Below are 15,116 nucleotides of genomic sequence, written 5' to 3'. Positions count from 1 at the left end.
AACTTCAGCAGGTTGTCGCTGGTGTCCAGGGCCCAGTAGGAGCCGTAGGCCCAGCCGAACGCGGTGCGCACGGTGTCCAGCGCGATCCGCAGCGCGTGCTCGGCGGTGCCGGCGGCACCGATCTCGGTCACCACGCTGGTCACCGCCTGGCGGTCGTCCAGCGTCTGCCGCAGGGCCGTCGTGGCGAGCGCGGACCGCCGCGCGTGGGTGAGCAGCCGGCCCAGGGACTCCCACTTGCCCCGGCGCTGGCCGACGAAGGGCAGCGCGCCGTCGTCGTAGTACTCGTAGACGGCGCTGACCCGGCCGTCCTCGACCAGCGGCAGGAAGCAGCCGGCCGTCGCACCGGCGGCGCTGGCCCCGGCCCAGCGGGCGCAGCCGGCGGTGTCGGACGTGCCGTCGACGAGCACCGCCCGCTCGGTGCGCAGCGCCTCGCCGCCGTAGCCGTCGGCCGCGGTCATCGTGGCGACCCGGCCGGCAACGGTCGCCGCCACGGCGCCGACCAGGGGGCCGTACTCCCCGGCGAGGCAGAAGGAGCCGTTCCCGGCCGGCAGCCACACGGCGCCGTAGTCCAGCCCGAGCTCGCGCACGAGCGTCTCGGTGATCAGCCCGTGCGCCGCCGTCTCGTCGTCGACGCCCCGCTCGAGGGCGTCGACGACCGCCTCCACGGCCTCGACGTCGCGCGGCACGCCCGGCGCGGCCGGGCCTGCCGTGCCGGTGGTGCTCCGTCGTCTCATCGGTCTCCCCGTCCCCCTGACCCACGACCGGTTCCGGTACGCGACCGGCCGGGTTCTCCAGCTAGATCGGCAGGGCGGGGCGGGAGTTGACGCGGCCGGACGGGTGATGGTGCACAACGTCGAGGGGGTGGATCCGTCAACTGGTCGGGGGACGTCGGCAGTTGGGTGAGTCAAGCGCCCCAGAACGGGGTAGGAGGGGCGGCCCTCAGGAGGAGGAGTCATCGATGACAACCGTTCCAGCGCCACCGACGTCCGGCGGCATCCGCAGTCTCATCCCCGCCCGGATCGACCGGCTGCCGTGGTCCCCGTTCCACACCCGCATGGTGGTCGCCCTCGGCGTGGCCTGGGTGCTGGACGGTCTGGAGATCACCGTCGCCAGCTCGGTCACCGGCGTCCTGACCGAGAACGACACGCTCGACTTCAGCTCGACGGCCGCCGGCGCGATCGCGACGATCTACCTGCTGGGGGAGGTCGTCGGGGCGCTGGTGTTCGGCAACCTGTCGGACAAGCTGGGCCGCCGCAACCTGTTCATGGTCACCCTGGCGCTGTACCTGGTGGGCAGCGGGCTCACCGCGCTGACGCTGGGCAACGAGTGGGGCTGGGTCGGCTTCCTCTACCTGACCCGCTTCGTCGCCGGCATGGGCATCGGCGGTGAGTACGCGGCCATCAACTCCGCCATCGACGAGCTGATCCCCGCCCGGTACCGCGGCCGGGTCGACATCGCGGTGAACGGCACCTACTGGGGCGGCGCGCTCATCGGCACGCTGGGCACCTTCATCTTCCTCAACGTCATGGAGCCCTCGCTCGGCTGGCGGCTGGCCTTCCTGCTCGGCCCGGTGCTCGGCCTGGTGATCCTCGTCGTCCGCCGGCACCTGCCGGAGAGCCCGCGCTGGCAGGTCATGAACGGCCGCGAGCGCGAGGCGGAGGAGTCGATCAGCTTCATCGAGCACGAGGTCGAGCAGGGCGGCCGCACGCTGCCGCCGGTCGACGAGAGCCGGGCGATCGAGCTGCGGCCGACCGAGACCATCGGCTACGTGGCGCTGCTGCGGGTGCTGTTCAAGGAGTTCCCCGGCCGGGCGGTGCTCGGCGCGACCCTGATGATCACCCAGTCGTTCCTCTACAACGCGATCTTCTTCACCTACGCCCTGGTGCTGAAGAACTTCTTCGGCGTCTCCGACGGCACGGTGCCGCTGTTCTTCGTGGCGTTCGCGCTGGGCAACCTGATCGGCCCGCTCACCATCGGGCACCTGTTCGACACGTGGGGCCGCAAGCGCATGATCGCCGGCACCTACATCCTGTCCGGCACGCTGCTGGCCATCACCGCGGTGCTGTTCCAGGCCGGGGCGCTGAACGCCTACACGCAGACCATCTGCTGGACGGTGATCTTCTTCTTCGCCTCCGCCGGTGCCAGCTCGGCGTACCTGACGGTCAGCGAGATCTTCCCGCTGGAGGTCCGGGCGAAGGCCATCGCCGTCTTCTTCGCCATCGCGCAGTGCTTCGGCGCGCTGGGCCCGGTCATCTACGGCGCGCTGATCGGCGAGGGCGAGAACCGCGGCCCGCTGTTCGGCGGCTACCTGCTGGGGGCCGGAGTGATGATCGCCGGTGGCGTCATCGCCGCGTTCCTCGGCGTCGACGCCGAGGGGAAGTCGCTGGAGGACGTCGCCTCGCCGCTGGCGGCCCGCAACGCCCGGGGGCAGGACGCCGCGCTGGACGGTGCGCTGGGCGGCACCGTGATGACGGGCAACACCGTCGCCGAGCAGCCGACGCCGACCCGGCGTCCGGTCGCGCGGGCCGACGGGGCCGCGCAGCCCCGGCTGCCGCGCTGACCCTCTCCACCCCGCGCCGCGGCCCCCGCCCCTCCCGGGCGGGGGCCGTGGTGCGTTCCGGCCCTGGTCAGGCCGCTATGGGGGCGTCCAGGACACGCCCGGGCGCGGCACGGGCAGTTCACGGCCGCACGGCGTCGGTGCTGGTTGACTGCCGCAAGCTCGCCGGCGCCGTGCCGGATCGGACCCGTCCCGCGGACGTGGCCGGGCGCGAGCGGTCGGGGGCCGTGCCGCGGGCGGCGCGGGAGCGGGAGGACGCAGGATGGTGCGCGCCGAGCCGGTGTGGACGTCGTCGGACTGGCCGTGCGAGCAGGCGCTGGAACAGGCGGTCGGCTACGTCGCCGCCGTCCGCGCGGCCCGGGGTGGGACGGCGCGGCTGCGCGCGGCGGCGTCCCGGCCGGGGCTGCGGGCGGTGCTGACGCTGGCGACCGAGCTGCCGGTCGTCGAGGCGCCGCTGTCGGCCACGCCGTCGGGGGACGAGCTGCGCAGCTGGTTCCGGCCCGACCGGCGGCTGCCGTTCGACCGGCTGCCGGTGGCGCTGCTGCGGCTCCCGGCGACCCAGGCCGAGTACCTGCGCGGCCGGGCCCGCCAGGCGCTGCGCACCAACGTCACGCGGGCCCGGACGGCGGGGTTCACCGCGGCCGTCGTCCCGGTGGGGCCGGAGCTGCGGGCCGGCGTCGAGCACGTCGCCCGGCTGCGGCGGCAGGACCCGGCGACGCTGGTGCGCACCGAGGGCCGGGACCACCTGGACCGGCAGTTCGTGCTGGTGCACGACGCGGCCGGTGACCCGGTGGCGCTGAGCGAGGTGGTCGTCGACGGCGACTGGGCCGGGCTGGGCGCGCTGGTGATCGCCCTCGGCCACGCCGACAACCAGGTGATGCGCTACCTGCTGCACGCCGAGACGACCGCCGGGCTGATCGGCCGCGGGGTCGGCTCGCTGACCGTGGCCGGCTCGATGCTGTTCACCAGCCCGGGCACCCGGTACTTCCAGCGGCGGACCGGGTTCCAGCCGGTCTGGCTGTGCCCGGTCGCGCGGCGCCCGCAGCCGGCCGTCGTCCCCGCCGCCGGCCCGGCGCTGCCCACCCCGCGCACCGCGGCCGACACCGACCCGGTCCGCGCCCGGGCCTGACCGCGCGCCGCGACGGCTTGCGCCGGTGGGTGGGCACGGGGTGAGGTCGGGCGTGGACTTCGTGCACGACTCGCTCCGGCAGCGCATCCGGTTCGGCTCGCACCGGGCGGCGGAGAACCTGGCGGCCGAGGTGGCGGGCCGGTCCGCGCGGCGGGTGATGGTCATCGCGACGGAGGGCCAGCGGGCGACGGCCGAGCGGATCACGGCCGGCATCGACGTCGCGCTGTGGCACTCCGAGGTGGTCATGCACGTGCCGGTGGAGGTCGCCCGCCGCGCCCGCGACGCGGCCGCGGACGCCGGCGTCGACCTGGTGGTCGGCATCGGCGGCGGCTCGACCACCGGGCTGGCCAAGGCCCTGGCGATGAGCGGCTCACCGGTGGCGGGCGTGCCGGTCGTGGCCGTGCCGACGACCTACGCCGGGTCGGAGGTGACCACCGTCTGGGGGCTGACCGACGGCGGCACCAAGACCACCGGCACGGACGACGCGGTGCTGCCCGCCGCGGTCGTCTACGACGCCGCCCTGCACACCAGCCTGCCGGCCGACCTGTCGGTGGCCTCGGGGCTCAACGCGCTGGCCCACTGCGTCGACGCGATGTGGGGACCCCGGGTCGACCCGGTCGACCAGGTGCTCGCGGGGGAGGGGATCGCCGCGCTGGCCGCCGGCCTCCCGGCCGTGCTCGCCGACCCTGCCGGCCTCGCGGGCCGGGAGCGCACCCTCTACGGGGCCTACCTCGCCGGCGTCGCCTTCGCCTCGGCCGGGTCGGGGCTGCACCACAAGGTCTGCCACGTGCTCGGCGGCATGTTCGACCTGCCGCACGCCCAGACGCACGCCGTCGTCCTGCCGCACGTGCTGGCGCTCAACGCACCGCACGCCCCCGACGCCGCGGCGCGGATCGCCCGGTCGTTCGGTGCCGGCACCGCCACCGCCGGTCTGCACGAGCTGCGCCGGCGGCTGGGTGCACCGCGTGCGCTGCGGGACCTCGGCATGCCCGAGGCCGGCATCGCCCGGGCGGTGCCGGCGGTGCTGGCCGCCGTCCCGCCGGGCAACCCGGCGCCGGTCACCGAGCACGACGTGACCGCGCTGCTGCGCGCGGCGTGGGCCGGCACCGAGCCGGCCCGCTGAACGGCACACGACCACGGACAACGGAGGAGGACCGGTGGCCACCTACGCCGAGGACAGCAGCACCCGGGACGTCGGACCGGAGCAGCAGCGGGTGGAGCAGACGCTCGTCGACACCGTCGTGGCGTCGTTCGACGCGTGCCCGGACCCGCGCCTGCAGGAGGTGATGACCTCCCTGGTCCGGCACCTGCACGGGTTCATCCGCGAGGTCCGGCTGACCGAGGCGGAGTGGGGTGCGGCGATCGCCTTCCTCACCGCGGCCGGGCACATCACCACCGGCACCCGGCAGGAGTTCATCCTGCTGTCCGACGTCCTCGGCGCCTCGATGCAGACGGTCAACGTCAACAACGTCGCCGTCGGCGACGCCACCGAGGCGACCGTGTTCGGCCCGTTCTTCGTCGAGGACGCCGCCCGCATCGACAACGGCGGCGACATGGCCTTCGGCGCCCCCGGCGAGCCGTGCTGGGTGGAGGGCACCGTCCGGGACACCGCGGGCAACCCGCTGGCCGGCGCCCGGATCGAGGTGTGGGAGGCCGACGAGGACGGGCTGTACGACGTCCAGCGCGGCGACGACCGGCGCGCGGCCCGGGCCCACCTGTTCACCGACGACGACGGCGGCTACCGCTTCTGGGGGCTGACCCCCACGCCGTACCCGATCCCGGACGACGGACCGGTCGGGCAGCTGCTCGCCGCCGTGGGCCGCAGCCCGCTGCGTGCCGCGCACCTGCACGTCATGGTGTCGCACGAGGCGGCGCGCACCCTGGTGACGCACGTCTTCCCGGCCGGTGACCCGATCGGCCGCCGGGACACCGTGTTCGGGGTGAAGGACTCCCTGGTCCGGGACTTCCCGCGGCAGCCCGCCGGCACCCCGACACCGGACGGCCGGCAGGTCGAGGGCACCTGGTCGCGGGTGCGGTTCGACGTCGTGCTCGCCCCCGCCGGCACCTGAGCCGGCAGCACCTGGGCCCGCAGCACCTGGGCCCGCAGCACCCGGGCCCCGCAGCCCAGCGGCCCCCGACCTCGGTGAGGTCGGGGGCCGCTGGGCGTCCGCAGGGGATCAGATGTCGTAGTACATCGCGAACTCGTGCGGGTGCGGGCGGAGGCGGATCGGGTCGATCTCGTTCTCCCGCTTGTACTCGATCCACGTCTCGATCAGGTCGGAGGTGAACACGCCACCGTCGAGCAGGTAGTCGTGGTCGACCTCGAGCCGGTCGAGCACCGCGTCCAGCGAGGCCGGGACCTTCTCGATGCCCAGGGCCTCCTCGGGCGGCAGCTCGTAGAGGTCCTTGTCGACCGGCGCCGGCGGCTCGATCTTGTTCTTGATGCCGTCGAGGCCGGCCATCAGCATCGCCGAGAAGGCGAGGTAGGGGTTGGCCGACGGGTCGGGCACGCGGAACTCGATGCGCTTGGCCTTCGGGCTGTCACCGGAGATCGGGATGCGGCAGCAGGCCGAGCGGTTGCGGGCCGAGTAGACCAGGTTGATCGGGGCCTCGTAGCCCGGGACCAGCCGGTGGTAGCTGTTCACCGTCGGGTTGGTGAAGGCCAGCAGCGACGGGGCGTGGGCCAGCAGGCCGCCGATGTAGTGGCGGGCGGTGTCGGACAGGCCCGCGTAGCCGGTCTCGGCGTGGAAGAGCGGCTCGCCGTCCTTCCAGAGGCTCTGGTGGCAGTGCATGCCCGAGCCGTTGTCGCCGAACAGCGGCTTGGGCATGAACGTCGCCGACTTGCCGTGCGCCCAGGCGGTGTTCTTGATGACGTACTTGAACAGCATCAGGCTGTCCGCCGAGCGCAGCAGGGTGTCGAACTTGTAGTTGATCTCGGCCTGCCCGCCGGTGCCCACCTCGTGGTGGCCGCGCTCCAGCTCGAGCCCGGCGTTGGCCAGGTTGACCATCATCGTCGAGCGCAGGTCGCTCTGGTGGTCGTAGGGCTCGACCGGGAAGTAGCCGCCCTTGGGGCGGGTCTTGTAGCCCAGGTTCGGGCCGCCGTTCTCGCCGGTCAGCGACCCGGAGTTCCAGGAGCCCTCGACCGCGTCGATGTGGTAGTAGCCCTCGTTGATCGAGGTGCTGTGCCGCACCGAGTCGAACACGTAGAACTCGGCCTCGGGGCCGAAGTACGCGGTGTCGGCGATGCCGGAGCTGGCCAGGTAGGCCTCGGCCTTCTTCGCCACGTTGCGCGGGTCGCGGCTGTAGGCCTCGCGCGTGATCGGGTCGTGGATGAAGAAGTTGATGTTCAGCGTCTTGTGGATGCGGAACGGGTCGACGTACGCGCTGCTCGCGTCGGGCAGCAGCAGCATGTCCGACTCGTTGATCGCCTGGAAGCCGCGGATCGACGACCCGTCGAAGCCCAGGCCGTCGGCGAAGGTGTCCGGGCCGAAGGTCTCCGCCGGGATGGTGAAGTGCTGCATGACGCCGGGCAGGTCGCAGAACCGGACGTCGACGAACTTGACGTCGTTGTCGCGGATGTACGCGGTGACCTCGTCGGGACTGTTGAACATCGATCCTCCGGGAGTGGGCGGGCAGCCGAACAGCAAGCTACGAGCGGGGCGTTGCCCCGCGGTGACCCGCGTGTTTCGGGCCGGTAACACCGGCCCCGGCGTGTCGTGACGCACACCGCCCCGCCGTCCGCAGGGGCACGCCGGGGCGGCACCTACGCTGGCGGCATGGCTGGCCACACCGCCGGGGGCGACGTCCCACCCTCTCAGCAGCGCACCCGCGGCGCAGCACTGGGGCTGCCCGCCTCCGGGCCGGGCTCCCTCGCGCCGTTCGGCCGGCGGGTGGGCCAGTTCGCCATCGACGGGATCGGTGCCGGGCTGGTCACCGCGCTGTTCACCGCCCCCGACCCGCCGCAGCTGTGGAGCCTGCTCACCTGGGCGCTGCTCACGGTGTTCTTCCTGCTGCTCACCGGGCAGACCCCGGGCATGCGGCTGCTGGGCATGCGGCTGGCGCACCCCGAGCAGGGGCGGCGGCTGGCGCCGTGGCGCGCCGTCGTCCGCACCCTGCTGCTCGCCCCGCTGATCCCCGCGCTGGTCGTGGACGCCGACGGCCGCGGGCTCCACGACCGGGTCACCGGCACCGCGGTGATCATGGACGCGCCGCGCGCGTAGCCGTGCGGCGCCGGCGTCACTCGACGTGCAGGCCGGCCTCGATCGCGAAGACCACCAGCTGCGCCCGGTCGCGGGCGTGCAGCTTGAGCATCGCCCGGCTCACGTGGGTGCGCACCGTCGCCGGGCTGACGACGAGCTCCGCGGCGATCTCGTCGTTGGAGCGGCCGGTCGCCACCCACGCCACGACCTCCCGCTCCCGCTCGGTCAGCTCCGCCAGGCCGGCCCGGGGCGCGGCCCGGCGGGCGGGGGCGCCGGCGAACCGCTCGATCACCCGCCGGGTCACCGTGGGCGACAGCAGCGAGCCGCCGTCGGCGACCACCCGCACCGCGCGCAGCAGCTCCTCGGGGTCGCCGTCCTTGAGCACGAAACCGCTGGCCCCGGCGGCCAGCGCCTCGAACACGTACTCGTCGAGCTCGAACGTCGTGAGCACCACGACCCGGACGGCGCCCAGGCCGGGGTCCGCGGTGATCTCCCGCAGCGCGGTCAGCCCGTCGGTGCCCGGCATCCGGACGTCCATCAGCACCACGTCCGGGCGGGTGGCGCGGACCAGGTCGACGCCGGTCGCGCCGTCCGCCGCCTCGCCCACCAGCTCGACGTCCGGCTCGCCCTCCAGCAGCACGCGCAGGCCCAGCCGCACCAGCGCCTGGTCGTCGACGACGGCGACCCGGGTCACGGCGTCTCCACCGGCGCCGGGCTGCGCAGCGGCAGCGCGGCCCGGACGACGAACCCGCCGCCGGGTGCCGGACCGGCGGTGAGCCACCCGCCGACCGCCGCGGCCCGCCGCTGCATGCCGGTGATGCCCGAGCCCGCCGGACCCGGGGGCCCGCCGCCGTCGTCGCGGACCTCGATCGACAGCTCGCCGCCGGCGCAGCGCAGCCGCACCGCGGCCGTCGCGCCGCCCGCGTGGCGGAGCACGTTGGTCAGCGACTCCTGCACGATCCGGTGGGCCGCGGTGCCGACCGGGCCGGGCACGTCGTCGCAGCGGTCGACGTCCGCGGCCAGCGCGAGGCCGCCGGCGCGCATCCGGGCCAGCAGCTGCGGCAGGTCGGCCACCCCGGGCGCCGGACGGCGGGCCGCGGCGTCGTCGGGCCCGCGCCAGCGGTCCAGGTCGGCGCGCAGCCCGTCGAGCGCCTCCCGGCTGGTCGCCTGGATGCTGGTGAGCAGCTCCCGCGCCCGCGCGGGGTCCCGGTCGAGGACGTGCAGCGCGACACCGGCGTGCAGGGCGATCACCGCCAGGCCGTGGCCCACGCCGTCGTGCACGTCCTGCGCCATCTGCAGCCGCTCCTCCGAGACCGCGCGCCGGGCCTGCTCGGCCCGCACCCCGGCCTCCGCGCGGCGCCGCACCTCCCGCGCCGCGCCGATGGCCCCGACCCCGCCGACCGCCGCGGCCCACCCGGCGGCCCAGCCCAGCTGGCCCACCCAGCCACCGCCGCCGTCCGCGGCGAACGCCGGCGTCGCCGCGACCGCGGGCACCAGCACCAGCCCGGCGGTCCAGGTGAGCGCCTCGCGCCACGGCCGGGCCACCGCCACCGCCCACGCCGCCGCCGGGCCGCAGAGCAGGACCGGGCCGAGGGCGTACTGCTGGGCCAGGTAGGCGGCGACGGCGGCGCCCACGAGCACCAGGCAGGTCCGCGGCGCCCGCCGGCGCAGCAGCAGGGCCAGCCCCGCCACCGCGATGCACGTGCAGGCCGCGGCGTCCGGTGCGCGCAGCCAGCCCGCCTGGTTCTCCGCAGCCCGGCCGGTGGCGGCCAGCCCCAGCGCCAGCAGCGGCAGCGCGGGCACCAGGTCGCGCCGGTCGAAGCGGGCCGAGGTGCGCACGCGGCGACCATAGGCGCGCCCGGGCGGCGCGTCGTCCCCTCTGCGACGGCTCCGTCGTACGCAGGTCTGCGTAGCCGGGGAGCCGCCCGCAGGGCGACGACGGCGTAGCGGTGCCGGGGCGAGGGTGGCCGGCATGGACGACACCGTGGTGGTGACCGACCGCCTGACCAAGCGCTACGGGGAGCGGCTCGCCGTCGACTCCGTCAGCCTGACCGTGCGCCGCGGGGAGGTGTACGGGTTCCTCGGCCCCAACGGCGCGGGCAAGACGACGACGCTGCGCATGCTGCTGGGCCTGGTGCGGCCCACCGCCGGCTCCGCCCGGGTGCTGGGCGCCGCGCCGGGCAGCCGGGCCGCCGTGACCGGCACCGGCGCGCTCGTCGAGGGCCCCGGCTTCTACCCGTACCTCTCCGGGCGGGACAACCTGCGGGTGCTGGCTCGCTACCGCCGGCTGCCGGAGGCCGCGGTGGACCGGGCGCTGGCCCGGGTCGAGCTGACCGGGCGCGGGCGTGACCCGTTCAAGCGCTACTCGCTGGGCATGAAGCAGCGGCTGGGCGTCGCCGCGGCGCTGCTCGGCGAGCCGCAGCTGCTGGTGCTCGACGAGCCCACCAACGGCCTGGACCCGGCGGGGATGGCGGAGATGCGCGCGCTGCTCGTCGCGGTCGCCGCCGGCGGGCAGACGGTCGTGCTGTCCAGCCACCTGCTCGCCGAGGTGCAGGAGGTCTGCGACTGCGTCGGGGTGGTGTCCGAGGGCCGGCTGGTGGCCGAGAGCACGGTCGCCGACCTGCGCGGCGAGGCCGCCGTCCTGCTGCGGGCCGACCCGCTGGACCGGGCGCTGGCGGTGGCGATGCGGGTGGCCGGCGACGACGCGGTCGCGGTCGCCGACGACGGCCGGGCGCTCCGGCTGGCCGGCGGCGCGCCGGTGGTGCCCGCGCTGGTGCGCGCCCTGGTCGCCGAGGACGTCGTGGTGCGGGAGGTCCGCACCGTGGAGCGGTCGCTGGAGGAGGTCTTCTTCGAGATGACGGCATCGACGGCGGACGGAGCGGTGCGGTGAGCGCGCTGGTCGCGAGCACCCGGGCGGAGCTGCTGCGGCTGGGCCGCTGGCCGGCGCTGTGGGTGCTGCTGGCCGTGTGGGTGACCCTGAACCTGACGTTCGGGTACGTGTTCGACTACATCGCCTACCGCACCGGCGACCCGACCGGGCCGGGCGCGGATGGCGTCCCGCCCGCCCGGCTGCTCGCCGGGCTGCTGCCGTCGGCGGCGCCGGTCACCCTGGTCCAGGGCATGCCGATGTTCGGCGGCGCGCTGGTGATGATCATGGGGGCGCTGGCGGTCGGCAGCGGCTACGGCTGGGGCACCTGGAAGACGGTGCTCACCCAGGGGCCGGGCCGGGCGGCCGCGTTCGGTGGCACCGTCGCCGCGCTGGCCGCGCTCGTCGTGGGGCTGGTGGTGGTCTCCGCCGGGCTCGACCTGGCCGCGGCCACGCTCGTGGCCGGCGTCGAGGACCGGCCGGTCGACCTGCCAGGGGCGGGGGACTGGCTCACCGCCCTGGGCACCGGGCTGCTGGTGCTGGGCATGTGGGCCGCGGCCGGGGTGCTGGTCGGCGTGCTCACCCGCAGCCCCGCGCTCGGGGTGGGGCTGGGCCTGGTCTGGGCGCTGGTCGTGGAGAACCTGCTGCGCGGCGTCGGCGGGGTGCTGGACGGCATCGGCATCGTCACCGACCACCTGCCCGGCACCGCGGCGGGGTCGCTGGTCGGCGCGCTGAGCGGGGCGCAGGCCGGCACCGCCGACGGCACCCCGGGGGTGTTCGACACGCTCCCCGGGCCGGCCGCCACCGGCTGGCTGGCGGTCTACCTGCTCGGCTTCGCCGGCGTCGCCCTGCTGCTGGTGCGCCGCCGCGACGTGCCCTGACCGCAGACGCGACGACGCCCCCGTGCCGTGCGGCACGGGGGCGTCGTCGGGACGGTTCAGCGGCGGCGGTTGACCTGGCGCTGGCTGACGCTCATCTGCCGGCCGCCGGGGAGCGGACCACCGGGGATCGGCATCCGCTGGCCGCCCAGCGCGCTCATCCGCTTGCCGAGGGCGTTGACCTCGGCGGCGGTCAGGTTGCGGGGCAGCTTCATCACGTGCGAGCTGAGCTTCTTCAGCGGCACCTGGCCCTCGGCGTCGCCGACCACGATGTCGTAGATCGGGGCGTCGCCGACGACCTTGGCGATGCGCTTCTTCTCCTGCGCGAGCAGGCCGCGCACCCGCTGCGGCGAGCCCTCGCCGACCAGGAGGACGCCCGGCCGGCCGAGCACCCGGTGGACGGCGTCCAGCTGGGCGGTGCCGGCGACACCGCTGCTGACCCGCCAGTCACCGCGCATGCCCTCGAGCACCCAGGCGGCCGCACCCGGCTGGCCCTCCACCTGGCGGTAGGCCGTGCCCTGCGCCCGCCGGCTGAACACGATGAGCCCGGCCAGCAGGCCGAACAGCAGCGCGATCGGCAGGAACACGAACGGCGAGCCCAGCAGGATGCCGATGACCTCGACGACGGCGAACACCGCGACGAACGCGATGAGCATCACCCAGGGGAGCTTGGGGTCGTTGCGCCGGGTGAGCGTGTACGCCTGCTTGAGCATGCTCAGCTGCGAGCGCACCCGGGCGATGCGGCCCGGCTTGGGCTGACCGTTCGCGTCGAGCTTCGGCGCCTTGCCGCTCTTCCCGGCAGCGGTCGCGCCCGTGCCCCGCCGTCCGGACGACCCGGCCGGACCGCGGCCGGCCTTGCCGGTGGGAGCGGAGCTGTCGGTGGACCTGCTGCGTGCCATGCCTTGAGGATAGGACCCCGGTGTGCGCAGGCCCTGCGGCCCGCGCCCGGGCACCCCCGGGCGGGTCAGCCGCGGACGGCGAGCCCGCGCGCCTCGGCGGCCTGCTGGTACAGCCGGCCGGCCCGGTAGGAGCTGCGGACCAGCGGCCCGGCGAGCACCCCGGGGAAGCCCATCTCCTCGGCCTGCGCGGCGAAGCCGACGAACTCGTCGGGCTTCACCCAGCGCACCACCGGGTGGTGGCGGACGCTCGGCCGCAGGTACTGGGTGATGGTCAGCAGGTCGCAGCCGGCGTCGCGGAGGGCCTGCATGGTCTCCACGACCTCGTGCGGCTCCTCGCCCATGCCGAGGATCAGGTTGGACTTGGTGACCAGCCCGGCCTCGCGCGCCGCGGTGATGACCGCCAGCGAGCGCTCGAACCGGAAGCCCGGCCGGATCCGCTTGAAGATGCGCGGCACCGTCTCGACGTTGTGCGCGAGCACCTCGGGCCGGGAGGAGAAGACCTCGGCCAGCTGGTCGGGCTCGGCGTTGAAGTCGGGGATCAGCAGCTCGACACCGCAACCGGGGATGGCCGCGTGGATCTGCCGCACCGTCTCGGCGTACAGCCAGGCGCCGCCGTCGGGGAGGTCGTCGCGGGCGACACCGGTGACGGTGGCGTAGCGCAGGCCCATGGTCGCGACGCTCTCGGCGACCCGGCGGGGCTCGTCGCGGTCCAAGTCGGCCGGCTTGCCCGTGTCGATCTGGCAGAAGTCGCAGCGGCGCGTGCACTGGTCACCGCCGATGAGGAAGGTGGCCTCGCGGTCCTCCCAGCACTCGTAGATGTTGGGGCAGCCCGCCTCCTCGCACACCGTGTGCAGCCCCTCGCGGCGGACCAGCGACTTCAGCTCGGTGTACTCCGGGCCGGTCTTCAGCTTGGTCTTGATCCACTCGGGCTTGCGCTCGATGGGGGTCTGGCTGTTGCGGACCTCCAGGCGGAGCAGTTTCCGCCCGGCGGGCTCGATCCGGCCCGCGGTCCCCGGGTTGCCGACCACCGTCTCGCTCATGCGCTGAACGGTACTCCCGCCTCCGGTTCGGTCCGGGAACGCAGGAGGGGGCCCGGCCGCGGACGGCCGGACCCCCTCGGGACTGCTCTGCTCAGGAACGCGGGTCCTGCGTGCGGCCCGCCGGCCCGCCCTCGTCCTCGGCGCGCTCGTCGCCCGCCGTGGCCACCGGGGTGTCGGGGTCGTTGTAGGTGCTGCTGGACGGCTCCGGTGCCGACTGGTTGCTCGGCTCGCCCGGCTCCGAGGCCGGCTGGGCCTCCAGGGCACCGATGTCGGTGTCGGTGGGGGAGGAGTCGGACGGCGCCACCATGGCGTCGGAGAGGGTCTTGCCCTGCGCCTCCGGCGTCTCGCTGCCGCCGGCGGGGGTCTTGTCGGACATGGGCGAGGGGTCCTCTCGGTAACCGGGCACGGGCCCGTCGCCGGCCGGTGCCGGCGTCCACTGGTCCTGCGGGGCGCGCCGCCGGGCGACGACCGCCACCCCGGCGACGGCGGCGGCCAGGGCGGCGAGCACCCACGGCCAGCGGCGGCGCTTCTTCGGCGGCTCGATGCCGACGCCGACCTTGATCGCCGTCGCGGCCGCGGCGGCGCGCTTGGCGGCGTCCTTGCGGGCCGCGGCGGCCGCCTTCTCCAGCTCGACCCGGCGCTTGGCTGCCTTCTTCGACAGCTTGTCCGCCTTCTTGCCGAGCTTCTCGGCCTTCTTGCCGGCGGCCTTGCGGCCCGCCTCGGTCGCCGCGGCGACGGCCGCGACCCGGGCGGCTGCCGCCTCGCGGGCGGCCACCGACTGCTGGGCGGCGGTCGCACCGAACGTGGCCGCGCCCGCGGACAGCTGCTGGCGGGCCGAGCCGACGCCGGTGGTCAGGTTCTCCCGGGCCGTCTCCAGCACCGGGACGGCGGCGTCGCGCGCCGCGGCGACGCGGGGCGCGGCGTAGGCGGTCGCCGCCTCGCGGGCGGCCTCCAGGGCCGGGCCGGCCGCGGCGACGGCCGTCTCCAGGTTGGCGCGGGCCGCCTTCGCCGCGGCCTGGGCCGCGGGACCGGCTGCCGCGCGGGCCGCCTCGACCCGGGGGGCCGCCGCGGCGACCGCCGTCTCGAGGTTGGCCAGAGCCGCCCTGGTGGCCGCCTCGACCCGGGGGACGACGTCCTTCTCGTAGGCCTTCTGCGCGGCCTCCAGCCGGGGCGCCAGGTTCTTCTGGGCGGCCGCCACCTGCGGGGCCAGCGCCTCGCGGGCCTGCTCGAGACGGGGCACGAGCACCTCGCGGGCGGCCTCCAGCTGGGGCTGGAGCGCAGCGACGGCGGCCTCCACCCGCGGGGCGACGTCCTTCTCGTAGGTCTTCTGGGCGACCTTGGCCGCAGCCTCGACCTGGGGGCGCACCTGGTCGGCGGTGACCCGACCGGCCACCGTCGCCGCCGTGCCGAGGTGGGCCAGGCCCTCCTGCAGCTCGGCGCCGATGACCTCGCCGGGGCTCTTCTTGCGGGACACGTGCAGCACCTCCGAGTGATCGCGTGCTGATCATCCTGCCCGGCTTCGCTGCGGGGCACACCCCGAGACCGCGC

Annotated in this window: 14 protein-coding genes; 7 read left to right on the top strand and 7 right to left on the bottom strand. The window is 75.4% G+C overall.

Going from position 1 to position 15,116, the window contains the following annotated elements:
• Nucleotides 1-734: GAF domain-containing protein (locus AB0J00_RS21010; protein ID WP_357748774.1), on the bottom strand; the 734-nt coding region annotated here is incomplete at its 3' end.
• A 224-nt stretch (nucleotides 735-958) separates the two neighbouring features.
• On the opposite strand from AB0J00_RS21010, the gene AB0J00_RS21005 reads away from it, so the two are divergent.
• The 4 genes from AB0J00_RS21005 (at nucleotide 959) to AB0J00_RS20990 (ending at nucleotide 5,755) form a co-directional block, all read left to right on the top strand.
• Entirely contained in the window at nucleotides 959-2,560 is a 1,602-nt protein-coding gene (locus tag AB0J00_RS21005; RefSeq protein ID WP_357748771.1) for an MFS transporter, read from the top strand.
• 259 nt (nucleotides 2,561-2,819) lie between these two features.
• Nucleotides 2,820-3,686, top strand: coding sequence for a hypothetical protein (locus AB0J00_RS21000; protein ID WP_357748768.1), 867 nt, complete (start codon nucleotides 2,820-2,822; stop codon nucleotides 3,684-3,686).
• Nucleotides 3,687-3,738: 52 nt separating this feature from the next.
• Nucleotides 3,739-4,809 carry a maleylacetate reductase gene (locus AB0J00_RS20995; RefSeq protein WP_357748766.1) on the top strand — a complete coding sequence of 357 codons (1,071 nt, stop codon included), beginning with the start codon at nucleotides 3,739-3,741 and terminating at the stop codon, nucleotides 4,807-4,809.
• Nucleotides 4,810-4,843: 34 nt separating this feature from the next.
• Nucleotides 4,844-5,755, top strand: a complete 912-nt coding sequence (locus tag AB0J00_RS20990; protein WP_357748764.1) for a dioxygenase — start codon at nucleotides 4,844-4,846, stop codon at nucleotides 5,753-5,755.
• Between the two features lie 108 nt (nucleotides 5,756-5,863).
• On the opposite strand, the gene glnA is transcribed toward AB0J00_RS20990, so the two are convergent.
• Nucleotides 5,864-7,297 (bottom strand): type I glutamate--ammonia ligase, encoded by a 1,434-nt coding sequence (gene glnA / locus AB0J00_RS20985; protein WP_357748762.1) that lies wholly within the window; start codon nucleotides 7,295-7,297, stop codon nucleotides 5,864-5,866.
• Between the two features lie 165 nt (nucleotides 7,298-7,462).
• Here glnA and AB0J00_RS20980 point away from each other — a divergent pair, with 165 nt between their 5' ends.
• On the top strand, nucleotides 7,463-7,906 hold the full coding sequence (locus tag AB0J00_RS20980) for an RDD family protein (protein ID WP_357748759.1): 444 nt from the start codon (nucleotides 7,463-7,465) through the stop codon (nucleotides 7,904-7,906).
• Nucleotides 7,907-7,922: 16 nt separating this feature from the next.
• On the opposite strand, the gene AB0J00_RS20975 is transcribed toward AB0J00_RS20980, so the two are convergent.
• Together AB0J00_RS20975 and AB0J00_RS20970 are read right to left on the bottom strand one after the other, a co-directional pair.
• The gene (locus AB0J00_RS20975) at nucleotides 7,923-8,579 is read right to left on the bottom strand and encodes a response regulator transcription factor (protein WP_357748756.1); all 657 of its coding nucleotides are present in this window, start codon (nucleotides 8,577-8,579) and stop codon (nucleotides 7,923-7,925) included.
• Nucleotides 8,576-9,724 carry a histidine kinase gene (locus AB0J00_RS20970; RefSeq protein ID WP_357748754.1) on the bottom strand — a complete coding sequence of 383 codons (1,149 nt, stop codon included), beginning with the start codon at nucleotides 9,722-9,724 and terminating at the stop codon, nucleotides 8,576-8,578. Before AB0J00_RS20970 ends, AB0J00_RS20975 begins: the two co-directional genes overlap by 4 nt.
• A gap of 133 nt (nucleotides 9,725-9,857) precedes the next feature.
• Between AB0J00_RS20970 and AB0J00_RS20965 the strand changes: the two genes are divergently transcribed.
• Nucleotides 9,858-10,775, top strand: a complete 918-nt coding sequence (locus AB0J00_RS20965) for an ABC transporter ATP-binding protein (RefSeq protein ID WP_357748751.1) — start codon at nucleotides 9,858-9,860, stop codon at nucleotides 10,773-10,775.
• On the top strand, nucleotides 10,772-11,632 hold the full coding sequence (locus tag AB0J00_RS20960; protein ID WP_357748748.1) for an ABC transporter permease: 861 nt from the start codon (nucleotides 10,772-10,774) through the stop codon (nucleotides 11,630-11,632). The genes AB0J00_RS20965 and AB0J00_RS20960 overlap by 4 nt, the downstream gene beginning before the upstream one ends.
• Before the next feature lie 56 nt (nucleotides 11,633-11,688).
• Here AB0J00_RS20960 and AB0J00_RS20955 read toward each other — a convergent pair whose 3' ends face one another.
• From AB0J00_RS20955 to AB0J00_RS20945, 3 genes are all read right to left on the bottom strand, one after another.
• Nucleotides 11,689-12,528, bottom strand: a complete 840-nt coding sequence (locus AB0J00_RS20955) for a DUF4191 domain-containing protein (RefSeq protein ID WP_357748746.1) — start codon at nucleotides 12,526-12,528, stop codon at nucleotides 11,689-11,691.
• A 65-nt stretch (nucleotides 12,529-12,593) separates the two neighbouring features.
• A complete protein-coding gene (gene lipA, locus AB0J00_RS20950; RefSeq protein ID WP_357748744.1) occupies nucleotides 12,594-13,568 on the bottom strand; it encodes a lipoyl synthase in 975 nt (324 codons plus the stop codon).
• Nucleotides 13,569-13,659: 91 nt separating this feature from the next.
• On the bottom strand, nucleotides 13,660-15,042 hold the full coding sequence (locus tag AB0J00_RS20945) for a hypothetical protein (protein ID WP_357748741.1): 1,383 nt from the start codon (nucleotides 15,040-15,042) through the stop codon (nucleotides 13,660-13,662).
• Nucleotides 15,043-15,116: the final 74 nt, after the last annotated feature.

The organism is Modestobacter sp. NPDC049651 (genome assembly GCF_040659695.1).
Classification (GTDB): Bacteria; Actinomycetota; Actinomycetes; order Mycobacteriales; family Geodermatophilaceae; genus Modestobacter.
The sequence above is the reverse complement of the archived record's forward strand: the minus strand, read 5'-3'. Positions and strand labels throughout refer to the sequence as shown.